22 protein-coding genes and 3 pseudogenes are annotated in these 24311 nt (G+C 34.1%); 13 read left to right on the top strand and 12 right to left on the bottom strand.

Going from position 1 to position 24311, the window contains the following annotated elements; genetic code table 11:
* Nucleotides 1-66: 66 nt before the first annotated feature.
* The 5 genes and pseudogenes from J3D55_RS12450 to J3D55_RS12430 form a co-directional block, all read right to left on the bottom strand.
* A pseudogene (locus J3D55_RS12450) lies at nucleotides 67-2761 on the bottom strand (PD-(D/E)XK nuclease family protein).
* Nucleotides 2758-3294, bottom strand: a complete 537-nt coding sequence (locus J3D55_RS12445) for a DUF922 domain-containing protein (protein WP_259131532.1) — start codon at nucleotides 3292-3294, stop codon at nucleotides 2758-2760. The pseudogene J3D55_RS12450 and the gene J3D55_RS12445 overlap by 4 nt, the downstream one beginning before the upstream one ends.
* A gap of 4 nt (nucleotides 3295-3298) precedes the next feature.
* Nucleotides 3299-3706 (bottom strand): hypothetical protein, encoded by a 408-nt coding sequence (locus J3D55_RS12440; protein ID WP_259131531.1) that lies wholly within the window; start codon nucleotides 3704-3706, stop codon nucleotides 3299-3301.
* A gap of 61 nt (nucleotides 3707-3767) precedes the next feature.
* Nucleotides 3768-4404 (bottom strand): annotated as a pseudogene (gene rsmG, locus J3D55_RS12435) (16S rRNA (guanine(527)-N(7))-methyltransferase RsmG).
* Nucleotides 4405-4503: 99 nt separating this feature from the next.
* A complete protein-coding gene (locus J3D55_RS12430; RefSeq protein ID WP_259131530.1) occupies nucleotides 4504-5322 on the bottom strand; it encodes a GLPGLI family protein in 819 nt (272 codons plus the stop codon).
* A 147-nt stretch (nucleotides 5323-5469) separates the two neighbouring features.
* Between J3D55_RS12430 and J3D55_RS12425 the strand changes: the two genes are divergently transcribed.
* Nucleotides 5470-6663, top strand: coding sequence for a pyridoxal phosphate-dependent aminotransferase (locus J3D55_RS12425; protein ID WP_259131529.1), 1194 nt, complete (start codon nucleotides 5470-5472; stop codon nucleotides 6661-6663).
* Nucleotides 6664-6915: 252 nt separating this feature from the next.
* Nucleotides 6916-9856, top strand: a pseudogene (locus J3D55_RS12420) (M16 family metallopeptidase).
* Between the two features lie 32 nt (nucleotides 9857-9888).
* Here J3D55_RS12420 and J3D55_RS12410 read toward each other — a convergent pair.
* On the bottom strand, nucleotides 9889-10710 hold the full coding sequence (locus tag J3D55_RS12410; RefSeq protein WP_259131524.1) for a GLPGLI family protein: 822 nt from the start codon (nucleotides 10708-10710) through the stop codon (nucleotides 9889-9891).
* A 345-nt stretch (nucleotides 10711-11055) separates the two neighbouring features.
* Here J3D55_RS12410 and J3D55_RS12405 point away from each other — a divergent pair, with 345 nt between their 5' ends.
* The 4 genes from J3D55_RS12405 (at nucleotide 11056) to J3D55_RS12390 (ending at nucleotide 12852) form a co-directional block, all read left to right on the top strand.
* Nucleotides 11056-11301, top strand: a complete 246-nt coding sequence (locus J3D55_RS12405) for a bacteriocin-like protein (protein ID WP_259131523.1) — start codon at nucleotides 11056-11058, stop codon at nucleotides 11299-11301.
* A gap of 230 nt (nucleotides 11302-11531) precedes the next feature.
* Nucleotides 11532-12164 (top strand): peroxiredoxin, encoded by a 633-nt coding sequence (locus tag J3D55_RS12400; RefSeq protein ID WP_259131521.1) that lies wholly within the window; start codon nucleotides 11532-11534, stop codon nucleotides 12162-12164.
* Between the two features lie 131 nt (nucleotides 12165-12295).
* On the top strand, nucleotides 12296-12601 hold the full coding sequence (locus tag J3D55_RS12395) for a thioredoxin family protein (protein WP_225686233.1): 306 nt from the start codon (nucleotides 12296-12298) through the stop codon (nucleotides 12599-12601).
* Nucleotides 12602-12603: 2 nt separating this feature from the next.
* On the top strand, nucleotides 12604-12852 hold the full coding sequence (locus J3D55_RS12390) for a DUF6952 family protein (RefSeq protein WP_027375263.1): 249 nt from the start codon (nucleotides 12604-12606) through the stop codon (nucleotides 12850-12852).
* 208 nt (nucleotides 12853-13060) lie between these two features.
* On the opposite strand, the gene J3D55_RS12385 is transcribed toward J3D55_RS12390, so the two are convergent.
* The 4 genes from J3D55_RS12385 to J3D55_RS12370 all read right to left on the bottom strand — a co-directional run bounded on the left by J3D55_RS12385 (nucleotide 13061) and on the right by J3D55_RS12370 (nucleotide 15834).
* Nucleotides 13061-13747, bottom strand: coding sequence for a Bax inhibitor-1/YccA family protein (locus J3D55_RS12385; RefSeq protein ID WP_259131517.1), 687 nt, complete (start codon nucleotides 13745-13747; stop codon nucleotides 13061-13063).
* Between the two features lie 32 nt (nucleotides 13748-13779).
* On the bottom strand, nucleotides 13780-14241 hold the full coding sequence (locus tag J3D55_RS12380) for a peptidylprolyl isomerase (RefSeq protein ID WP_259131515.1): 462 nt from the start codon (nucleotides 14239-14241) through the stop codon (nucleotides 13780-13782).
* 69 nt (nucleotides 14242-14310) lie between these two features.
* Nucleotides 14311-14757: a peptidylprolyl isomerase gene (locus J3D55_RS12375; RefSeq protein WP_259131514.1), complete on the bottom strand. Its 447-nt coding sequence runs from the start codon at nucleotides 14755-14757 to the stop codon at nucleotides 14311-14313.
* Nucleotides 14758-14799: 42 nt separating this feature from the next.
* Complete coding sequence (locus J3D55_RS12370; protein WP_259131513.1) at nucleotides 14800-15834, bottom strand: aldehyde dehydrogenase family protein; 1035 nt, start codon at nucleotides 15832-15834, stop codon at nucleotides 14800-14802.
* A 59-nt stretch (nucleotides 15835-15893) separates the two neighbouring features.
* On the opposite strand from J3D55_RS12370, the gene J3D55_RS12365 reads away from it, so the two are divergent.
* The 7 genes from J3D55_RS12365 (at nucleotide 15894) to J3D55_RS12335 (ending at nucleotide 22586) form a co-directional block, all read left to right on the top strand.
* Nucleotides 15894-16244: a 4Fe-4S binding protein gene (locus J3D55_RS12365; protein ID WP_259131512.1), complete on the top strand. Its 351-nt coding sequence runs from the start codon at nucleotides 15894-15896 to the stop codon at nucleotides 16242-16244.
* Between the two features lie 126 nt (nucleotides 16245-16370).
* Entirely contained in the window at nucleotides 16371-17435 is a 1065-nt protein-coding gene (gene serC, locus J3D55_RS12360) for a 3-phosphoserine/phosphohydroxythreonine transaminase (protein WP_259131510.1), read from the top strand.
* Nucleotides 17436-17558: 123 nt separating this feature from the next.
* Nucleotides 17559-18524 carry a D-2-hydroxyacid dehydrogenase gene (locus J3D55_RS12355; RefSeq protein ID WP_259131508.1) on the top strand — a complete coding sequence of 322 codons (966 nt, stop codon included), beginning with the start codon at nucleotides 17559-17561 and terminating at the stop codon, nucleotides 18522-18524.
* 3 nt (nucleotides 18525-18527) lie between these two features.
* Nucleotides 18528-19772: a DUF1015 domain-containing protein gene (locus tag J3D55_RS12350; protein ID WP_259131505.1), complete on the top strand. Its 1245-nt coding sequence runs from the start codon at nucleotides 18528-18530 to the stop codon at nucleotides 19770-19772.
* 52 nt (nucleotides 19773-19824) lie between these two features.
* A complete protein-coding gene (locus J3D55_RS12345) occupies nucleotides 19825-20796 on the top strand; it encodes a M28 family peptidase (RefSeq protein ID WP_259131502.1) in 972 nt (323 codons plus the stop codon).
* On the top strand, nucleotides 20732-21229 hold the full coding sequence (locus J3D55_RS12340) for a M28 family peptidase (protein WP_259131499.1): 498 nt from the start codon (nucleotides 20732-20734) through the stop codon (nucleotides 21227-21229). Before J3D55_RS12345 ends, J3D55_RS12340 begins: the two co-directional genes overlap by 65 nt.
* A gap of 1 nt (nucleotide 21230) precedes the next feature.
* Nucleotides 21231-22586, top strand: a complete 1356-nt coding sequence (locus J3D55_RS12335; protein WP_259131496.1) for a M20/M25/M40 family metallo-hydrolase — start codon at nucleotides 21231-21233, stop codon at nucleotides 22584-22586.
* Nucleotides 22587-22697: 111 nt separating this feature from the next.
* Here the strand turns inward: J3D55_RS12335 and J3D55_RS12330 are convergent, their stop codons facing one another.
* Nucleotides 22698-23114, bottom strand: a complete 417-nt coding sequence (locus J3D55_RS12330) for an NTF2 fold immunity protein (protein ID WP_259131494.1) — start codon at nucleotides 23112-23114, stop codon at nucleotides 22698-22700.
* A 3-nt stretch (nucleotides 23115-23117) separates the two neighbouring features.
* Nucleotides 23118-24278 carry an aspartyl protease family protein gene (locus J3D55_RS12325; RefSeq protein WP_259131493.1) on the bottom strand — a complete coding sequence of 387 codons (1161 nt, stop codon included), beginning with the start codon at nucleotides 24276-24278 and terminating at the stop codon, nucleotides 23118-23120.
* Nucleotides 24279-24311: the final 33 nt, after the last annotated feature.

The raw sequence follows: 24311 nt of genomic DNA, 5'->3' as shown, positions 1-24311 counted from the left end.
AATTGAAATAAAAAAAAGAGCTTGATGAATAATCAGGCTCTTTTTATTTTATTTAAAATCAATAGATTAAATTGAATAAGATTTAATTTCTTCAATAAAATTAATATCCGGATTCAGGATTTCTTCAATTAAACTTTTAATAGATCTCATCGCGTCATCAATATTTCCTTTCTCGAATTGCAGAGAAACCACTCCTTTTCTGGCTTCCGCAAAACTCCAGATTCCGGTTTCGATGGGAAGTCCCCAAAATTCAGGAAGATTCTGGACAACATATTGATAAATACACAATTGGAGGGCTTGTTTTCTCTCGCTGTTATGAAAATATTCATCAACATTATTTTCATCGATTTTTACGGTAAGATTTTTGATTTTTGCGGTTTTATAATCGATAATTCTCAACGTTCCATTTAGTCTGTCGATTCTGTCGATGAAGCCGAAGAAAGAAATTTTATCATCTTTATCAAAATAAAAATCTACATTTTCAAATCGTTTTTCGATGTCAAGAATTTCTAATTTATTTCCACTTTTTACTAATTCAAGATCAACATTTAAAACACTTTCAATCACCTTTTTGGCAATCGCTTTATGAATAAAGTTCATCCCTTTTTCATAGAATTCAGGTTGATGTTTCAGCTTTTCTATTGCCACATCAATATACTTATCAATTGCTTTAATTGAATCCTTTAAGTCATTTTCTTTTAATATTTTACTCTTTAAAACTTCATAAACTTCTTGAAGTGAATAGTGAACCAAATTTCCATAATTTTTAACCGATAATTCCTCTTCAATTTCATCATTTTCCGAAGTCTTTAAAATCTTAGAAAGATAAAAATCGATCGGATTATAAAGATAACTTGTAAGGTGTGAAGCGGAAACTTTTTCTTTCCATTTTTGAAGCCTTTCCAACACAATATCTGTCTTCGAGATTTCGATCGGCTGCGTAATAATCGGCTCGGAAGAATTCTCGATAATCAAATGTTCGATATGGTGAGAACTTTCCATTTCGATTTGGGTAATAAATCTGCTTTTTTCCCCTGTATTTACGCCTGAACTTAAGGCATTAAACAACAAGTGAACATTCGTAGAATCCTGAATCAAACGGTAAAAATGGTAAGCATAAATACTGTCATTTTCAAGGAAAGTATGAAGATCAAAAAATCTTCTGATATCAAAAGGAATATAGGTATTTTGCGAATTTCCGAGGGGTAATTTTCCTTCGTTTACAGAAAGCAGAATCACATTTTCAAAATTCAAAAGACGGGTTTCCAACAAACCCATAATTTGTAACCCTTGCAATGGTTCGCCCTGAAAATCAATGCTTTCAGAATTAATATGCTGATTAATCAAAATTTCCAAGGTTTCCATTTTGATCTCAAACTGATACGGTGATAATTGGTTTTTAATTACCCTAAATGAATTCTCGAAGTGAGATACGTTTTCGTATTGAATATCATCTATTTCCAGCCATTTTACTTTCTTGCAAAACGCTATTAATGAATCTAAATAAATACTCGTAGAATCCGCTTTTTGAAGTAAATTAAAATAAGACAGTTCGCCCAAAAGTTCATGAAATAATTTTCTGGAAATATAAACAATATTCCTCTCCTCTATTTTCGTTCTAAATTGAGTGATAACCAACTCATCTTCAACGGATTTCGGAAGCTCTTCAAGAATAGGAAATACATCTCTGTAATAATAAGACGATTTATTCTTTTCTAATTGTTTCTGAAGATAAAAAAGCTGTTTTACAGCATTGGAAAACGAGAGATTCTTCAACGGAAATCCCATCGTAATATTCAGATTCTGAACACCGTACATCACATCCAGACTTGCAGGAAGAAGATTTTCGTCCAACAAAACAACAGCCGTGTTGGAATAGGTTTTATTTTCTATCCCTTTAAAGATTTCGGGTAAGATTTTCGTTTGCGCAACGTTTCCTGAAACTTCGTAGACTTTTATATTTTTAGGCTGGTTAAAATCATCCTCAATCCATTGAAAAGCACGATGATCATCAAATTCTTTCCATGTTTTATGGTTTCTGAGAAATTTTCCGGCTTCCTGTCTTTCATCATCAAAATAATAATGATCTGCCTGAAAAAAACATTGCCCTTTATCCCATTGCAAAAGACTTCTGACCAATTTTTCTTCAACCGGAGTAAAGGCATTAAACCCACAAAAAACGAATTTTTCTTTCGTAGTTTTAGCAAAATCAACAATCTTAGCTTTCGCCGTTTCGTGAATCATTCCTGAAGTTGCCCAATTTTTTGCCTTTAATTTCTCCTTTAAAACAGGAAGAAAAACAGTCATATTTTTCCAGAAATTAAGGAACTTTTTCCTCGGAAACATCATCGTCTTCTCCCAAATCCTGCGCCCATTCTTTAATCCTTTCTTCATCAAACATGTATTGCAAAACCGCTTCATCGCTATCCGAAAATTTTAAAATATCATCCCAATCTTTCTGCAAAGTCGGGAACCATTTTAAAAAATCAGAAAAATCATCATTGGGAATAAGATTCAGGCTTTTGTAAATATCGAAGGCAAAAAGCCACAAAGAAATCCCCTGAATAGGCTGTTTGTCGGCAATTCTGTCGATTAATTCTTCAATGGTAAAAAAGTTGGGAAGAAATCCCGAATACTTATTTTCTTCTAAAATCCTGCGGATAAAAACGATGGGACGTTTTCCGGGCAGAACGATGTTAAACTCAGAAAGATCCGTGTTTTGGCTTAATAATTCGTTGATTATTTTATTGAGGAATTTCAAGACGCTTTATAGCTTTTATAATTTTCTAATTCTTCAGCAATAATACGATTATATTCTGATTGTTTCTCCTCGATAATGCCATTCTTGGTTTCACCGTCATAAGCTCTTTGAAAATCCTGATACTCTTTGAGAATTCTATTGTAAATTTCTTTGAAATATTTATCAAAATCCGCTCCTGTCTTTACTTTTTCGGCAACTTCTTTTCTCAGTTTTCTTGAAAAAACTTCGGCTACATCAAAATGTTTTTGCTCATGCAGTAAGACATAATCGTTGATTTTTTTTACGTCTTTCCAAGATTTATCTTCATTGAAAACTGTTTCAATTTTAATTTTAATCGCAGATTTTGGGTTTGAAGATCTTACGTAAGAATAGATCCAGCCGCAGTTGGTATAGGCTACTACATTTTCCCCGCGCTGATTATTTATTTTGCTTTTAAAATTGCTCCATTTTAATTTTCTTGTTTCCGTCCAATATATTTTTTGACCGAATAAGACATTGGAAATCAGAAAACAAGCTACAAAAATCCCTTTCATTTATTTACTCAACTACAATTGTTTTGGTGATCCAGCTGGTTCCGCCGTTCCAGAATTTAAAAGTATAGGTACCGGTTTGTTGCGGACTAAAATTGATCTGACTCGGTGCCGTGTAACTTTCTTGTGTACAAGGTCCGTTGGTAATGTATTTATAAGCGGTAACCGTTCTTGTGGAATTGTCTGTATGAACATAATCATATCCGTAAAAACCCTCACAATGAGACGAATACGTAGAATAGGTTTTGATACTCTGAACCGTAAAAACGTCCATTGTATCATTGATAATTTTTACACTGTCGATCTTAATTTTGTCGATAGATTCTATCGTCTCATAGTCGTCATCGTCGTTACATGAGGTAAACAATAATCCTAAAACCAGTGCAGAAAACCCAATATGGAAAAACTTTCTCATAACTACAAAATTTTGATTATTAGTAAAATTTTAGCAAAAATTATTCCTTAATTATGTTAATTTAAGAATTAAAATTACCTTTTGACAGATACACCACTTTCTTGGTATCATAAAATTCTTCATCAAAATAGTTTTTAAGACTGAAAATTTCACATTTCAGTCCGGCAAGTTCTTCTGCAAGATCTCCGCCTTTTAGATATAAAATTCCGTTGTGTTTGGGATTGAACTGTTCTTTTTCAAATTTCCCTTTCAGCCATCTCAAAAATTCCGGCATTTGTGTTACTGCACGACTTACTACAAAATGGAATTTTTCCTTTAATTTTTCCGCTCTTCCGTGGATTCCGGTTACGTTTTTTAATCCTATTCCTTCTGCAACAGCATTTACTACCGTTATCTTTTTTCCGATAGAATCAATTAATGTAAATTCTGATTCCGGAAACAAAATCGCCAAAGGAATTCCCGGAAAACCACCGCCAGTTTCCGATATCCAGAACTTTGGTTCCCGGTGCAAATGCCATCACTTTTGCGATTCCCAAAGAGTGCAGAATATGTTTTTCATACAGAGATTCCATATCTTTTCTTGAAATCACATTGATTTTTTCGTTCCATTCATTGTATAAATCTTCCAATTTATTGAATTGTTCTATCTGTGTTTCTGTAAGATCGGGAAAGTATTTTAATAGTAACGTTGTAGACATAAGAAATATTATAAAAAGCAAAAATAAGTTTTTTATTAGCTTTATTCAAATCTGTTTTACATACAAAATAAAAGACCGCCCATTCGCAGTCTTTCGTTTTTAATCCCTTTCAATATAATTATTGGTTCTTTTTAACAATTTTGAAATTTTATCATCGAGTTTTCCGGATTTCATATCATCCGTTCCAAGCTTGGCAATGTAGCCGTCTTTCAACTGAATATCGGCTTTTCCGACTTGTTTATTGATGCTTATACTTTCAATATCGTCGCTGCTGAAAGTAAAACCATTCATTGTTTTCTTATATTCCGCAAAGGTCATTTGCTTATTTGATTTGGGTAAAAAAGAAAAAATATTGTTGATTTTTTTGATCTGGATTAAATTAAAAACATGATTATTTTCAGAATCCTTAAGACTTACAACAAGACCCGGAAGTCCCGAAAACTTGTACGGACCGTCGCTCACAGGATATTCTTTACTGAACCACGCTTCCCAAATTCTACCTTTATAATTTGCTGTAGCTTTCTGACAATTGATATTATTGATCTTTGAAAACTCTTTCTCAATTTTCCATTTCGGAGCTTCATTATCAACGACTAATAAATTGACTGTCTTGAATTTATCATAAAAATTCATCGTCTTTTTTGAATAATCTTTTTCTATAATATAACTCAGATTCTGATCGTAAGATTTCGCAGAAAGCAAATCCTTATAACTTTTACTCGCACTGTAAGCCGAATCTCTTTCATATTTTGCAGAATTGTAGAAATATGATTTTTTTCCATCTGTATCAAGATTCATATAATCGGTGATAATGGAATCTTTTTTATTGACATCAGGTTTCATCTTGTATTCGTAAACAAAACGGTAATTCTGGGCTGAAGTAAAAGAAATAATGAATAAGAAAAGTAATTTGTACATTGTTTTATGTTTGGTGTTAAAAACTTCTTGAATAACTACAAACATAGTGATAAACTTTAACCTGAACAAAAAACCCATAAACTAGTCTTATTTTAATTTTCCGACAAATGGTTTTTATTATATATTTGTTAAAACAGAAAAAATTAAATGGATAAACTTTCAGATAGAGTAAAAAGACTTGGTTACTCACAAACTTTTGTAATGTCGAATAAGGCTAGAGAAATGAAAGCCAGCGGAATAGATGTCATAAGCCTTACTTTGGGCGAACCCGATTTCGATGTTCCGGACAATATAAAACAAGCGGCTTTCGATGCCATCAACGAAAACTACAGTCACTACTCTCCTGTTCCCGGATTCTTAGAACTTCGTGAAGCAATTTCCCACAAACTTAAAAGAGATAACAATTTAGAATATAAATCATCACAAATTTGTGTTTCAAACGGTGCAAAACAAGCGATTATTAATGTTTTAGCAGCAATTATCAATGACGGAGATGAAGTGATTCTTCCGAATCCTTATTGGGTAAGCTATGATGAAATGGTAAAAATGATGGGGGGAAATTCTGTCATGCTTCCGACTTCGTATGTTACTGATTTTAAAATCACTGCAGAGCAACTGGAAGAAGCGATTACCGATAAAACAAAAGCGGTACTTTTCAGTTCGCCATGTAATCCTTCCGGCGGATATTATACGTATGATGAATTAAAATCTATCGCTAAAGTTATTGCTAAATATCCTCACGTAACGATAATTTCAGACGAAATCTACGAATACATCAACTACGAAACGAAAACAACTTCTATCGCGCAGTTTCCTGAAGTTTATGAGCAAACTGCAGTAATCAACGGAATGTCAAAAGCATTCGCTATGACAGGTTGGAGAATCGGATATTCTGCGTGTCCGGAATGGTTGGCAAAAGCATGTGAAAAAGTTCAGGGACAAATGACGAGCGGAGCAAATACGGTGGCTCAAAGAGCTTCAATTGTTGCTTTAAAAACAGATCCCTCAGAATATAAATACATGATCGATGCTTTCAAAATCAGAAGAGATCTTGTGTATGATTTAATGAAAGAAATCCCAGGATTTAAAGTATTGTTGCCGAAAGCTGCATTTTATTTCTTCCCGGATATTTCTCATTATATCGGAAAAACGTTGGACGGCGTTGAAATTAAAGATTCTGATGATTTTGCGATGCTTATTTTAGAAAAAGCTCACGTTGGCTGCGTTGGCGGAGTTTCTTTCGGAAGCCCGGAATGTATCAGATTTTCTTATGCGGCTTCTGAGGAAGATTTAAGAGAAGCAATGAGAAGAATTAAGGAATTATTGGAGAAATTCAATTAAAAATATTTAAATCAAAATAATCTTAACCACAAAAGAAACAAAAGATCTTATTGCATCTTTGAGAATACAAAAGTTTAAAAAAGAAGAAAAATCAAAAATTTTTCAAACTTATGTGTTCTTAATTTGAAGTTTAATAATAACTTAAAATAGCTAAAGTGTTACTCTTTTGATTCTTTTGCGGTTAAAATAAAAATTTAAAAAAGCTTAAAAAAAATTAATAATAAACCTTAAAAACAAAAAAAACACTTTAACATGAATTTTTTAAAGAGAATCACAATTGCAACGAGCATTGCAGCAGCCAGTTTCTGCGGATATGCTTACGGACAGGATTTCCAATGGAAAGAAGCACAATCGAATGGATACACCTATAAATATGTAACCAACGACCCTACTTCAGCGAGATATTATACCTTAAAAAACGGATTAACGGTTATTTTAAGTCCCACAAAAAAAGATCCGAGAATCCAGACTTTTATTGCTACAAAAGCAGGAAGTAAAACCGATCCTGCAGATCACACTGGTTTGGCGCATTATCTTGAGCATATGCTTTTCAAAGGAACTGATAAATTCGGTTCTAAGGATTGGGCAAAAGAAAAACCGCTTTTGGATCAGATTGACGGTCTTTACGAAAAATATAATTCAACCAAAGACGAAGCAAAAAGAAAGGAAATTTACAAAGAAATTGATAAAGTTTCCGGTGAAGCTGCAAAATATGCTATTGCCAACGAATACGACAAAATGATGTCGGGAATGGGCGCAGACGGAACAAATGCCTTCACTTCTTACGAACAGACGGTTTACACGGAAGACATTCCTGCGAATGTAACGGATAAATTTCTTGCAGTTCAGGCAGAAAGATTCAGACAGCCGGTTTTAAGGCTTTTCCATACTGAATTAGAAGCTGTTTATGAAGAAAAAAACAGAGGTCTTGATAATGACGGAAGAAAAGTTTTTGAAGCCATGTTTGCCGCCATGTTTCCTAATAACAATTATGGAAAACAAACGACGATTGGAACCATAGAACATTTGAAAAACCCTTCATTAAAAGCAATCAGAGAATATTTTGACAATTACTATGTTCCGAACAACATGGGAATTATCATGTCGGGAGATTTTGATCCTGATGAAATGATTGCAAAGATCGACAAGGATTTTTCTTATATGAAAAACAAAACCGTTCCTGAATACAAACCGGGACAGGAAAGTCCGATCACGGCTCCAATTACTAAAGAAGTTTTCGGTCCGAATCCTGAAAATGTAATGATCGGTTTTAGATTTCCGGGAGCAACGACGAAAGATGCAAGAATGCTGAATTTCATCGGAAGTTTGTTGACAAACGGACAAGCCGGATTGATCGATCTTGATCTTGTGAAAAAACAAAAATTGCTGAGCGCTTATGCTTTCCCCTATGTTTTGAAAGATTATTCAGCTCTTTTGTTACAGGGAAATCCAACGGAAGGACAGTCTTTGGATGAAGTAAAAACGCTATTGCTTCAGGAAATTGATAAATTAAGAAAAGGGGAATTTTCTGATGATCTTATTCAGTCAATCGTTAATAATGAGAAGAAAAACATCATTCAGAAGTACGAAAAATACAATTCAAGAGCTGAATCTCTGATGGATGAATTCACTTCTGAAGTTGATCACAAAACGCAGCTTGAATATATTGAGGAAATTTCGAAACTGACGAAAAAAGACATCATGGATTTCGCTTCAAGATATCTTAAGGATAACAATTATGTTGCGGTTTACAAGAGAAAAGGTGAAGATAAAAACATTGTAAAAGTTGATAAACCCACGATTACTCCGGTTTCTGTAAACAGAGATGACCAATCGCCATTCCTTAAAAAGATCACTGAAATGCCGGAAAATCCGATTTCTCCGGTTTGGCTGAATTTTGACAAAGATATTGCAAAAAGTAAAGTAAAAAGCGTAGATGTTCTTTCTGTAAAAAATACGGATAATGAGCTTTTTCGATTGTATTATTACTTCGATTCAGGGAAATATAATAACAAAATGCTTCCTTTGGCGGCAGAATATTTACAATATTTAGGTACGAAAAATAAATCTTCGGAAGCGATCAGTAAAGAATTTTATAAACTGGCTTCAAGCTTTGATGTAAGTGCAGGAAATGAAGAAACGTATGTCACTTTGGAAGGTTTAAATGAAAATTTCGATAAAACTGCGGCTTTATTTGAAGACTTAATTAAAAACTGTCAGGCAGATCAAAGCGCTTTAGATTCTTATAAAATCAGATTGAAAAAAGCCAGAGCGAACGCAAAACAGAACAAAGGAAACCATCATGAGCGGATTGAGAAGTTACGCTCAATATGGTGCTCAAAATCCGTTTAATAATGTTTTAAGTGATGCAGAATTAGATGCTTTGAAAGCGGAAGATCTGGTGAATTTGCTTCATGATTTATTTAATTTTAAACATAAAATTCTTCATTATGGTCCAAAATCAGCAAATGAAGTTGCGTCTTCTTTAACATTGATTCATAAACTTCCAAATTCGTTGAAAGATATGCCGAAGTCTAAAACTTTTGTACAAATCCCAACGGATAAAAACAAAGTCTTGTTTGCACATTACGATATGGTTCAGGCAGAGGTTTTCTGGGTAAGAAATGGTGAAGCTTATAACGCAAGCATCACTCCTACTGTTAGTTTATTCAACAATTATTTCGGTGGCGGAATGGGTTCTGTGGTTTTCCAGACGATTAGAGAATCTAAAGCTTTAGCGTATTCTACGTATTCATACTTCTCTCTTCCTGGTAAAAAGGAGGATAAAGATATGATTATGGCGTATGTAGGAACTCAGGCGGATAAATTCAACGAATCTACAATCGCAATGAATGAGCTTTTGACAACGCTTCCAAAGTCTGATCAATTATTTGAAACAGCAAAAAGCGGATTGAAGAAATCTATTGCTTCTGAAAGAATTACTCAGGACGGCATTATCTTCAGTTATTTAAGAGCGCAGAAGCTTGGAAACAGTTCTGACATCAGAAAAAACACGTACGAGCAAGCTCCGAAACTAACTTTTGCTGACATCAATAATTTCCACGATAAGGAAATGAAAGGTAAAAATTACACCTATTGTCTTGTCGCTTCACAGGATAAAGTAAACGAAGCCGATATGCAGAAACTCGGTGAAGTAAAAAAATTGAACTTAACTGAGATATTTGGTTATTAAAACAAAGTAAAAGCCCTGAATTCAGGGCTTTTTTATTTGTAATTAATTTTATGAGTAAGTTCTATCGGATTGTTATTTTTGATCAGATTATCTTGTATTTTCTTAGTGAATTCTCTTTCATTAACAGGCTTGTAACCCCCGACTCCATCGTCTGTCATTACTTTTTTGCCACCAAGAGCAGACATGTTCATAGGATTGTTAAAATAATCAAGTAACAAATTATTAAACTGAACCCAGCTTATCTCTTTACCTTCTTCAGCTTCGTATAATGAGTTATTGATGTTTTTTCTTAATTGAGCGAGCTTGAAATCAAAATCAGTTGCATCATCTTTTATTTGAATGATTAAACCAGGTAACCCATGAAATAAGTATGGACCTTCTGAGATAGGAATATCTTTGGTAAACCAAGCAATCCAATGTCGACCTCCATATTCAACTTCTGCTTTCTGACAATTATACTCTCCAATCCGAACCGTTTCAGGACTAATTTTCCAATCCAACTTTTTAAAATCACTGATAAAAAAACGATCCCTGCTTAATGGTGACACATAGACCTTATTTATTTTTGATTCTTTTATATTTTTGGTTAGATAAAGTTCGTGAAGTGTATTTATATTATATCCCATACCAAATTTACCATTCGCTAAAAGTGAATCTGATGTTCTTCTCATTTCCGTTCGGAAAATTGATTTTCCATCTACAACATCCAATATATAATTCTGTGTTTGGGTTTCTTTCTTATCGCCATCAAAAGGATGATACGTAAGTTCATAAGATAAAGTTAGATTTTGAGCGTATACAATACCTAAAGAAAGTATCAACAACAAGGCTGTTAAATTATATTTTAGTTTCATTTTGTGATTTTATCACACCAATTTATAAAGAAATTATCAATATAAACTGAGGATTTCTTTATAAATTTCTATTTACATCTATACTTTCGCAGGATAAAATAAACGAAGCCGATATGCAGAAACTCGGTGAAGTGAAAAAATTAAACCTAACTGAAATATTTGGTTACTAAAATAAAGTAAAAGTCTGTTTTTTGAAATAGTCTTTTTTATTTGTGAAATTCTTAATCTGAAGGTTTTCTTATACTTAAAAAGCAAAAGTGAAACAATTTTATTAATTTACTTGTATCGTTATTATTAAATAAATATTAATCACTACATTTGGAATAAATAAAAACTATTTACATTATGAAGAACTTTAAGAAACTAAACCGAGAAAATTTAAAAAACATATCGGGAGGAGGTAATAGAACAGTTTATGAAACAGCTTATATTACTTGTAACAATGGAAAACAAGCAGAATATCATTATTCATATGAAGTAAGCGATATGGAAGTGGGAAGTGGTCATAGTATGGGAGATATGATTACTGAAACCTGCGGAAATGTAGGAGGAAATGGTCACGCTTCATCAAGTTGGGACTTAAATCCATAAAACAGATCAAAGAATTAAATAAATAAAACCTACGTTTTATTTATGATGATATCTTAATTATAAAGTACATTAACTTTATTAAAATAAACTAAAAGCCCTGAATTCAGGGCTTTTTTATTTGCATTCATGTCAAAAACAATTATAGATTTTATTTATCAATATCAACTTGACCGATAGACGAAATATTTATATATTTGCAGTAGAAATTTAAATATAAAAACAAGGAAATTATGTCTTTAGTAGGAAAAAAATTCCCCAATGTAGCAGTAGACGCAATGTCTGAAATGGGTGACGATTTGAAAATCAACATCTTTGAAGAAGCAACAACAAACCAACAAAAAGTTATTTTGTTCTGGTATCCAAAAGATTTTACTTTTGTTTGCCCGACTGAACTTCACGCTTTTCAGGAGGCTTTAGGTGAGTTCGAAAAAAGAAATACAAAAGTAATCGGTGCTTCTTGCGACACAAACGAAGTACACTTCGCTTGGTTGAACGTATCAAAAGATAACGGAGGTATCGAAGGAGTAACTTACCCTCTTTTGGCTGATACACACAGACAATTGGCAAATATGTTGGGAATTGTAGATCAGGATTTCGAATATAATGACGAAGGTGAAGAAGTTTTCACAGGTTCTAACGTAACATACAGAGCGACTTATCTTATCGACGAAACAGGAAAAATCTTCCACGAGTCTGTAAACGATATGCCTTTAGGAAGAAACGTAAAAGAATATTTAAGATTAATCGACGCTTACACGCACGTTCAGAAGCACGGTGAAGTTTGCCCTGCAAACTGGGAAGAAGGAAAAGATGCTATGAAAGCTGACAGAACTTCTACTGCTGAATATTTAGCAAAAAATTAATATCTTAATTTTTAATATAACAATGTAGCAAAATATAAATGTACCAATATAAGAATGTAACAGTTTACCAATAATTGTTACATGGGTAAATTATTAGATTGCTACATTGTTAAATTTTTCAAATTTAACTTATGTATACAGAATTAACAGAAGATACGTTACAAAATATCGTAACAGACAATGAAAAAGTAGTTGTACAATACGGCGCAACATGGTGTGGAAACTGCAGAATCATGAAGCCGAAATTCAAGAAATTAGCATCTGAAAACGACAGTATTCCTTTTCTTTATGTAGATGCAGAAAAATTACCGGAAAGCAGAAAATTAGCTAAAGTTGATAATTTACCTACTTTTGCGATCTTTAAAAACGGAGAATTGGTGAATCAGGTTCAGTCTAATCAGGCGGAAAGTTTAATTAATTTATTTAACGAATTGTAATTATGAAGTTACCCGTAATCAGACAGTTTTACCAAAACCAGACTCCCGAAAATCTTGAAAAAACATTAGAAGTTTTAGAAAGTTTCAGCGAGTTCAGAGGAACAAGTGAAGAGGATTTAAACGTTGCAGGAGAATTAATTACAAATATCTGCGGAGCTTTGGAAGTTCACGCCAACGTACAAAACGGAATGAGCGAAAAAGATGCTTTAAATTCATTTGCTCAAAAGGTTTTAGGATCGATTGATAAATAAAACTTAAACACTAATTTCCACGAATATTTTTCACGAATTTGCACAAATTATTTTCTCTAAAAATTGTGTTATTTGTGATAAAAATAGTGCCAATTTGTGTTTAAATACCAAAAATAAAATCCCGATGAAAAGACATCAGGATTTTTTGGGTTTATAAAAATAAATTATAATTTTTGAAAAATTCATAATTTATAATTCATCATTATTCTTAGCTTCTTCTGTTCATCAAGATACTCAAAATGTACCAGAACAAAAGCATAATTGAAGCAAACAATTGTAAAGCTGCTCCTACATATTGATTTGTTCCATAAGAATCTTTCAGCTTGCTCGTTTGATATAAAATAGTTGCAGAAGCCAAAATTACCATTCCTACAGAGAACCAAAGTCCAAGGTTGAAACCGAAAAGCATTCCGCCAACAATTAATCCAAGCGAAATAAATCCTCCGATAACGATAATATTTCTAAGGAATGAAAAATCTCTTTTTGAAGTGAAAGCTACTGCAGAAATCCCTGCAAACATAGCAATCGTTAACATTGCAGCCTGATAAATTACCTGTGCTCCCGAATACTTAATTGCTATATAAATTAGAGGTAAAAAAATTACCGCTTCCAATAAAATATAAAATCCAAGTCCAAAATACTGCGTTGATTTACTTTGAGAAAGCGACCATTTTGTAGCCAAAACAGAAGCCAGCCAAAATACTCCGATAATCAATAACCAAGCAAATCTCTGTGCAAACATGGCAGCAATCAACTGCTCCGGAACGGTTTGGATTAACACCGTTTCAACACCGATAAATGCAAGAATAGATAATGCAACGTGCAAATATGTTTTCCTGTAAAAACTAGCTTTTTCCACGTCTTTAGCGTGTGCGACTAAAACATCTGTCATCATAGTTATTTTTTAATTTTAATTTTTAAATAATTTCACTTAGTAATCTTATACGGTTTAATCCCCAATATTTTCCCATCAGTTTCAAACATGGCCGTAATCACTTCTTTTGGCTCTGCATCCTTATCATCAGAATATTTGTACTGAATCATCGGGTAACTGCTTCCGTCAATTAAAGGCTTATTGCCTGTTTTAATGATTTTAAACGTTTTATTGGTCTTAATATCTTTCGCCAATTTTTGATACACCACATCTGTAACCATTTTTCTGGCTTGTTCAGACAATAATGCATCCATTGCAGCGCGATCAGAAATCTTCAGAGCTTCGATAAATTTCAGAAATTTCCCGTTATAAAGATCGATTTCTTCTTTGCTTAAATTTAAAGATGCTTTACTGTTTATGTTGGTACTCTTGTCGTTTTCAGCTTTCGCACCCGTTTTTTGCGAAAGAAAAAATTGTACAGATAAAACAGAAAGAATTAAAAATATTTTTTTCATTATGCTCTCATTATTTTCTAATAAACAATAAACGAAATTACTTATTTCCTATTATTTATTACTCACAAATTACTTGCTGTATTCCGGTTTTACGCCAAGAATTTTGCCGTCATTTTCAAAAATTACCGTGATAATATCTCTCGGCGGAGTTTCATTATCTCCGATGTATTTGTATTGAATCGCAGGATACGTTTCATTATCCAACAATTTTTGATACCCCGATTTATACACCTCCGTTTTCTTTTCAAAACTGATTCCTCCGGACAATTTCTCAATTATATTATCTGTAACAATATCTTTTACCTTATCAGAGATTAAAGTATTGATTGTCTGCTTATCAGAAGCTTTCAAAGCTGCTACGAATTTTAGAAATATTTTATTGTAAAACTCGATTTTATCTTTACTTAATCCCGAAGTCAGTTCAATTTTCTTGCTCTCCACAACTGTTATTTTGCTGCTTTGAGAAAACCCTAATTGAAAAGCTAAAACGGTAACAATAAGCAGTAACTTTTTCATAATATTCTTGTTGATTGGTTGATTGATGTAAGATACGAAGATTTATATTAACGATAAAAATTTCATTGTATCTACATTATCCGCATACGTATTTAAACCCGGATTTTGCGCTTCACCAAATTTAATTGAGTCAAAACCCAATTCATCTTTTGCTGCAATACACTGAATATTTTCTTCATTTTCAGCAATAAAATTTTTCACTTCATCCAAAGAAGAATATCTGCTGAAATTAATCACAGAAAGCGGGCTGAAAAGTTTTTCGTCTTCTTTCAGCATCACAAAATTATTATCCCAGAATTTGTCCTGATTTAAAAGATAAACCGCTCTGTTGTAATCGTAATTATTTGCATATTTATTATGATTGATGATATCCTGAAAACCTATAAAACTCTCAAATAACCTGTCGATTAAAAAATCCTGCGGAATAAAAAGTCTCGTTACATTTCTGCAACCCAATCCAAAATACTGGAAAATATCATTCGCCAAAAGCTGTAATTCTTCTTCCGTTTCATCACCTTTCAAAACAGCAACAGAAGTCCTGTTTTTTCTGATAATATTTAAATGATTTTTAAAATAATATTCCAGATATCTTGCTGTATTATTGCTTCCTGTAGCGATGACGGCATCAAAATTCTCTAACCTTTCTACAAATTCAAACTGCACGTTTCCTTCCGAAAACTCGTTCCATTTCTTTAATAAAAAAGGAATAATGTATCTGTCTTTTGAAGATAATTTGATGACAGGAATATGATTGCTCAACACCACAGAAATAACGTCATGCAAACCTACCAAAGGAATATTTCCGGCCATAATCAACCCTACTCTTTTTGAGATTTTTGAGATCGAATATTCTTTAAGCCAATTGTTAATATTTTCCTCTGAAAGCAAATCTGCCCACTGTTGTAAAGCAAATTTCTGGTTTTCAATAGTAAACCACTGATTTTCTATTTTTGATTTTTCTAACAATAATTCAAAATCAGAATCATTATCATTGTAATAATCTTTATTCTTTGCTAAAAACTCTTTAATATATTCACTTACCTTTGTAAGTCCTAAAACTTGATTTTCGATATTCATAATTACTGTAAAATTGGGGAATATTTTGTAATTTTGTGCAAATTTAAAAAAAATTAGCGATGGCTATTAAAATAACTGATGAATGTATTAATTGCGGAGCCTGCGAACCAGAATGCCCAAATAATGCAATTTATGAAGGAGCAGTGGATTGGAAAGCTTCAGAAGGTACTGAACTTAAGGGCACGGTAACGATGCCATCGGGAACCACAATGAATGCAGACGATCCTCAAGAGCCCGTAAGTGATGATGTATATTTCATCGTTACAGACAAATGTACAGAATGCAAAGGCTTCCATGAAGAACCACAGTGTGCAGCGGTTTGCCCGGTAGATTGCTGTGTTCCGGACGAAGATCATGTAGAATCTGAAGAAACATTGCTTAATAAAAAAGCATTCTTACACGGAGAATAAAAAACTGCCGTCTCATTTATTATGAGGCGGTTTTTTATATACAAAAAGTCAGAAATTTTTAATAAGAAACTAAAAATGAAGCTGTAAGAGCAAAAGTTTTTACAGAAAATCCAAAAAATAAATACTATGAGCAAAAAGCACAACTTTAGCGCAGGACCATGTATCTTACCTCAGGAAGTTTTCGAAAAATCAGCACAGGCGATTTTAGATTTCAACGGAATCGGACTTTCACTTCTTGAAATTTCTCACAGAAGTAAGGATTTTGTGGCTGTGATGGATGAAGCGCGCGCAATTGTAAAAAGATTGATGAACCTTGGTGATGATTATGAAGTTTTATATTTAGGAGGTGGTGCAAGTCTGCAGTTCGCGATGGTTCCTTACAATTTAATGAAAGTTGGCGGAAAAGCAGCATATACAGATACGGGAACTTGGGCTTCTGGAGCTATTAAAGAAGCTAAAAAAGTAGGAACTGTAGATGTTGTAGGTTCTTCAAAAGAAGAAAACTACTCTTTTATTCCGAAAGATTATACGGTGGGTTCAGAATACGATTATTTCCATTGTACTTCAAATAATACGATCTTTGGAACTCAGATGAAGTCTTTCCCGGAAGTTGATACTTTGATGGTTTGCGACATGAGTTCTGATATTTTCTCAAGACAATTAGATTTTTCAAAATTTGATCTAATTTATGCAGGAGCTCAGAAAAATATGGGACCTGCAGGAGTAACTTTAGTGGTTATTAAAAAAGAAATTTTAGGTAAAACAGGAAGAGAAAACATGTTCTCAATCTTGGATTATTCTCAGCATATTGCCAAAGAATCGATGTACAATACACCGCCGGTTTTCCCTGTTTATGCGTCTTTACTGACTTTACAATATTTGGAAAACAACGGAGGAATTGCAGCTGCTGAAGCAAGAAATGAAGCAAAAGCAAAATTATTGTATGACGAAATCGACAGCAATCCTTTATTTGAAACGTTCTGCGTGAAAGAAGACCGTTCGCTAATGAATGTTTCTTTCAAATTAAAAGACGAAAGCAAAAAAGAAGCGTTTGATAATGCATGGAAAGCAGCCGGAATCAGCGGATTAAACGGACACAGAAGTTTGGGAGGTTACAGAGCAAGTTTATACAATGCGTTGCCGATTGAAAGTGTGCAAGTTTTGGTGGATGTCATGAAGTCTGTTAAATAACTTAAATATTTAAAATTCAAACATTTAAATATTATTAATTGTTATTTTAATTTTTCTTAATATTGCGCAACATTTAAATTTTTAATAATTCAACCTTTAACGATTTAAATTAAATAAAAAAACATGAAAGTTTTAGCTAACGACGGAATTTCGAAAGCAGGTGAAGAAGCATTGAAAAATGCAGGGATTGAAGTTTTGGACAACAAAGTTGCACAAGACCACGTCATCAATTTCATCAATGAGAATAACGTAGATGTTCTTTTGGTAAGAAGTGTTACGAAAGTAAGACAAGATCTTATCGACGCCTGTCCTGGTCTGAAAATCATCGGAAGAGGCGGTATCGGAATGGACAACATCGATGTTGAATACGCTAAAAGCAAAGGAATAAAAGTAATCAATACGCCGACTGCCTCTTCAAAATCGGTAGCGGAATTGGTTTTCGGACATTTCTTTTCATTGGCAAGATTTCTTCACGAATCCAACAGATTAATGCCGTTGGAAGGGGAAACTCACTTCAATGCCATGAAAAAATCCTTCAGCAATGCCTATGAACTTTCAGGAAAAACATTAGGAGTGATCGGTTTTGGAAGTATCGGTCAGGAAGTTTTGAAAATAGGAATTTCTTTAGGAATGAAAGTTAAAGTCTTAACGAGAAAGCCTAAAACGAAAGCTCTTACTTTAAGTTTTTTCGACGGACAGTCGGTGAATTTTGAAATTACTTCTGTCAATGATATGGATGAATTCCTGAAAGATGCAGATTTCATTAGTATCAATACTCCTAAAACGAACGAATATATCATAGACACGCCTCAGTTTGAAAAAATGAAAGACGGCGTCTACATCGTAAATACTGCAAGAGGCGGCGTCATGAATGAAGTTGCCATGATTGATTTTATCGAATCCGGAAAAGTGGCGGGAGCTGCTTTGGATGTTTTTGAAAAAGAACCCAATCCTGAAGTACTTCTTTTGATGAATCCTGCTCTATCATTATCTCCGCACGTTGGCGGAAATACAGTGGATGCTCAGGAGAAAATCGGAGTCGAACTTGCAGAACAAATTATTAAGCTACAAAAAGAAACTATACACTAAAATATGCCTGTTTTTAAACCTTTTCGTGGAATAAGACCTCATAAAGACCATGAGAGCACTTTCCCTACCCATCCTTTGGATAATTTTACACAGGAAGAGATAGCGGAGAAAGCTCAAGTTGAAAATACTTATATCAACATGATAAAACCTTATGTTGTAAGTAAATCAAAAGATATTGATAGGAATTTAAGGAAAATCCGATCGACATTTGAAGAACTTGTGGAAGAGAAAAAACTCATCCAGGATAGTTCTTCCTATTATCTTTATGAGCAAATATATCCTAACAAACAGGTTTTCAGAGGACTTTTGGGATTAACGAGTATTGAAGATTTCTGGAGCGGAAAAATCAAGAGACATGAAAGCACCATTCCTCAGAAGAAAGAGAAACTGGCTCATTATCTTGAAAAAGTAAACATTCAGGCTGAACCGGTGTTGTTAACCTATCCTGCCAATTCTAAGATCGAATTGCTAATGAACCATGAGGAGAAAAACGTTCCGATTTTCAATCATGTGGATACAAAAGGAATCAGACACAAAATCTGGAGAATTGATAACCGTCTGAAACTACAGCAGTTTAAAGAAGTTATTGATCAGATCGATTCTTTCTACATCGCAGACGGACACCACAGAATCGGTTCTACAGCGCTGAATGCAAAGCATCAGAAAGACAAAAATAAAAGACATAACGGTACGGAACTTTACAATTTCGTCTATAGTTTCATTGTTTCTAACCAGTCTATTAAGATTCATGATTACAACAGGATTGTAACGGATCTTAACGGATTGTCGGATGAAGAGTTTTTGGCAGAATTAGAAAAATATTTCTTGATTCATGAAAAAGGAGAAACGGCATATTATCCTTCACAAAAATTCCACATGTCTATGTATTTGGGAGGAAAATTTTATTCTCTTCACGTAAAGCACGACCTTCGTTCTATAGAAATGTCTTTAGATAATCTGGATCATCATCTTTTGGATAAATATATCTTTAAGAATATTTTAAAAATCGAAGAATCAGACAGTTCCGATAAGATTTCTTATATTAAAGGAACTTCAAATATCGAAGGGATTGCTGAGATCAAAGAAAAAATAGACAATGGAGGAGGAAAAGTCGGATTCGGAATTTTCCCGGTAAGTTTTAATGATATGATTAAAATTTCAGATTTAAAACTAAGCATGCCTCCGAAATGTACATTTATTGAGCCTAAATTGGTTACAGCATTGTTAATGTACGATATGAAACAGTAAAAAATAACCAATTTTTCCTTACTTTTAGCAATGGAAAAAAGGTAAATAAAAAATGAAAAAAATATTCATTATAATTCCACTCTTTTTGGGTGGATTTTTATTTTCTCAAAAAAAACCTCAGAAAAAAAGGTCTGTAAAAACGACCACTGCTAAATTCAATTATCAGGACGAGTTTAAAAAGATCTCAGACGAGATCATGACCAACGGAACTGCCTACGACAACCTCGGAGAACTTACGAAAGGTATCGGTTCCCGTTTCAGTGCAACTCCCGGTTACATGAAAGCAGTAGAATGGGCAGAAAAAAAGCTTAAAAGCATCGGTATTGAGATGATCTGGAGAATGGAAGCCAAAGCTCCGGTTTGGATAAGAGGAAGAGAATCTCTGCAGATAAAAGCAGGAAATGGAGACTGGAAAAACATCAGAATGCTCTCTTTCGGGAATTCTGAAGGAACAGGCGGAAAAGATTTGACAGGAGAAATTATTTTAATTAATACGACTTCTGAACTTAACGCCATGTCTGTAGGACAGCTAAAAGACAAAATCGTCTTCGTTAATCTTCCGATGGATCCAAGAATCATTAACACCAGTGATTCTTACTTACTGACCGCAAAATCAAAATTAATTTCAGCTTCTGTTATTGCTAAAACGGGAGCGAAAGCTTTAATTATAAGATCTTTAACGACAGCAACAGATGATACACCACATGCCAAAATGATCTATTACGAACCGGATGATAAAGCAAAAATTCCTGCTTTGTCTATCGGTGTAAAATCTGCTGACGAACTTGAAAAATTATTAAAAAAACAAAAAGTCACCGCCAAACTCAACATGACCGCCGAATCAAAAGGTGAAACCACCAATCCGAATATCATCGCTGAAATTCCGGGTAAAAAAGATTCTAAAGTCATTGTTTTGGGAGCTCAGCTGGATTCCTGGGATTTTGGCGAAGGCGCTATTGATGACGGAAACCGGAGTCGCTCAATGTATCGAAGTTCTGAGAACGCTGAAAGCTTTAGGGTATGAAAATAATCACACCATAAGAGTTGTACTTTATGCCAACAGTGAAAACGGCGGACAAGGGCGTGAAATGTACGCTGCTTATGTAAAAAAGAAAGATGAGAAACATGTTTTCGCACTGGGAACAGATGCAGGAGGTTATTCTCCGAGAGGTTTTTCATTGGATATGTCTCCGCAAAGAAGAAGACAGGTTTTTGAATGGAAAAACTATTTCCTTCCATACGGTATCTATGATTTTGATCAAACCGATGCTATTCAGGATATTTCTCCTTTAAAAAAGTTGGATATTCCTTTGGCAGAGCTTGTTGTAGATACTCAAAGATATTTTGATTACCATCATTCTGTGGAAGATACCTTCGATAAAGTGAACAAAAGAGAACTTCTTCTCGGTGCGGTTGCAATGACACAAATGATCTTAATGATCGATAAAAATTGGTAAAATGAAAAAGATACTAGGAACATCATTATTGCTTCTGAGCATGGCAGTTTTTGGTCAGGCAAAAGAAGACTCCATACAATTTGCAAAAATTTCTACGGAAATATTAAATAACGGAAAAGGTTATACTGAATTAAGAGATTTAACGAAGAACATCGGTCATCGATTAAGCGGTTCAGAATCCTATGAAAAGGCCGTAAAATGGGCAGAGCAAAAGCTTCACGATGCTGGAGCTGACAAAGTCTGGCTTCAGGAAGTGATGGTTCCGGTTTGGGTAAGAGGAAAAGAATCTTTACAGATCAAAACCGCCAATGGAAAATGGAAAAACCTAAAAATGCTTTCTTTAGGAAATTCTGAAGGAACAGGCGGAAAAGACGTTTCCGGAGAAATTATCATGGTAAAATCTATGGAAGAATACGAAAAACTCTCGCCGGAACAGGTAAAAGACAAGATCGTTTTCTTTAATTATCCTTTCAGTCAGTCTTATATAGAAACTTTCAGAGGATATAGCGATGCTGCGAAATACAGAACGACAGCCGCTTCATTAACGGCTAAAAAAGGTGGAAAGTTTGCGATTATTCGTTCGCTTTCTTCTGCTTTTGATGATGTTCCGCACACAGGAGCAATGCGTTATCAAGACGATAAGAAAATCCCTGCCGTTGCAGTTGGAAATACGACTGCCGATGAATTGGCAGAACTCTTAAAATCACAAAAAATTATCGTAAAACTAAACTCCAACTGCGGAATGAAAGGCGAGAAGCTCTCCCATTCTGTGATCGGAGAAATCACGGGTAAAAAAGATAAAAGTGTGATCGTTGTCGGCGGACATCTGGATTCATGGGATGTGGGTGAAGGGGCACATGACGACGGAACAGGAATTGTTCAGAGCATTGAGGTGTTGAGAACGTTCAAAAATCTTGGAATTAAAAATAATCATACCATCAGAGTTGTTTGCTTTGCCAATGAAGAAAACGGTGTAAAAGGCGGTGTTCAGTACGGAAAAACAGCCAAAGAAAATAACGAAAAGCACCTTTTTGCCATCGAAACCGACGCGGGAGGTTTTACCCCAAGAGGAATTTCTCTGGAAATGGATAACGAAAAGAGAAAGCAGATCCAAAGTTGGGCAAATCTGTTTTTACCTTACGGAGTTTATGATTTTAAAAACACGTATTCCGGGACAGATCTTTATCCGCTTCATGACATGGGAGTTCCGACTGCGGAATTGGTTCCCGATTCTCAACGTTATTTCGATATTCATCACACGGAAGAAGATACTTTCGAAAAGGTGAACCGAAGAGAATTGCTGCTCGGAGCAAGTACGTTGACGCAGATTATTTATTTGATTGATAAGAATTGGTAAGATATAATGAAACCGCCTGTTGTGGGCGGTTTTTTATTTTTAAAATTTCAGCATTGCGAAAATTAAGAGTTTAAGGAGAATCTCATAATTGAATTTCTTTCTTAAAAGTTATTATTTTCCGTGAGTAATTTTAATAATTTCGCCGTTATTTTTCTTGATAATAATCAGAAATGTTCCTCCCATCGAGTGACGATCCAATGTTCCTTCTATAACATAATAATCTTTAAAATCACTTACTTTATAGGGGCGTTGCTCGGTTATATTTTTCTCTCCGTATATACCAAAAAGAATAGGTTCAGCAACTCTAATCGCTGTTTCAGGAGTTTCTATAATAACATTGTTGGGCTGGATAACATTATGTTCTTTATTGGTCGTTAACACTTCATTAAGTGTTTTTTCTGCATATTCTTTGCCACTGCCGCTTGCTACTGTATAAGAACCCAAATCAGGACTGACATTGTATTTTTTAGTACAGCTCATGATCAGAAGTAAGGCAAAAAAACAAATGATTTTGTTATAGTTCTTCATGGTTTAATTTAAATACTCTTTTTTCTCCAGTTTAAAATCCAGAATCTTTCCGTCTCTTTTTATTTTAACATCAATAGTTTTCTGGTCTTTTTCCACTCTGTTGGTGAAATAATGACACGCAGAATCCTGATCCAGCTGATCCAGATTTACATTATTAATACTGATAATGGAATCCCCTATTTTTAACGGAAAATTTTCCTGCTGAAAGACAAAAGCAACCATCGGTTTTGTATCTATAAAACGATAACTAAACCCGAAAGATTCTAATTTTACAGAAGTTGTTTTGATGCGTTTCATGTAGATTTTGCTGTTTTTCCAGTCGAAAATAAAGGTAAAATCTTTAAAAAATTCGTTTCCGATAAGGTTTGATTTTCCTGTTGAAATCAGCTCGTTTTGAAAGCTTTTATTTCCCAATCCCAAATCTGCCTTGAAAATATATCCGGGAATAGCTTTTCCCGCTCCGTAAGCTCCTACAGAATTTGTCCCGAAAGTTTCGATACTTTGTTTTACTTTTTTAGAATCAAAATTTTTATCCAAAATTTTCAGCCTTCCGGAAAATCCGGTATCAAAAGTAAGGTCAATTTTTTTATCTAAAATGTTGGTTTCAACGATCGGCGTTTTTTGCGGTTGAGCGTCAAACGGAACAATAAAATCATAACCATTGAGATCAAAAAGCGATAAATCTTTCGTTGTTTCCAGAGAGTTTTCGGAATAATTTATCCTCCAGAACAATTTTGCCATCTGATTCGCTCCAAGAATTCCATCGACTTTAAAACACGCCAATTCCCCCGAATTCATATCCAGAACAATCGCCCCTATTTTCTTGAAAACTACTTTGTCAACCGTCATTTCAGGAAGTTCCGTAAAGATCTGTTCCTGTTTATTTTTCTGTGAATCTTTTACTTTGCTTTTATGCTTTTTATTAAGATTCAGTTCGCTGTAAATGGCAGTGGAAATCACAGTCGGCGCCCCGGAATCAAACAGAAAATTGTACATTTTCCCATTGATACTCACCTTTACAAAAGGAAGTTCATTTTCATATCTCAGATTAATTTTCTCAACAGGATTCTGAAGCTGCACTTCCCCATTCTCAAAAAATCTTCTTCCCTGCGCGGAAATAGTAAGAGTGGAAAATATGAGGAGCGTGTAGAGGATTTTTTTCATGGAGTTATTTTACACGAAAATAAGGTTTTTTGA

This window comes from Chryseobacterium ginsenosidimutans (assembly GCF_024807225.1).
GTDB classification, from domain to species: domain Bacteria; phylum Bacteroidota; class Bacteroidia; order Flavobacteriales; family Weeksellaceae; genus Chryseobacterium; species Chryseobacterium ginsenosidimutans.
The sequence above is the reverse complement of the archived record's forward strand: the minus strand, read 5'-3'. Positions and strand labels throughout refer to the sequence as shown.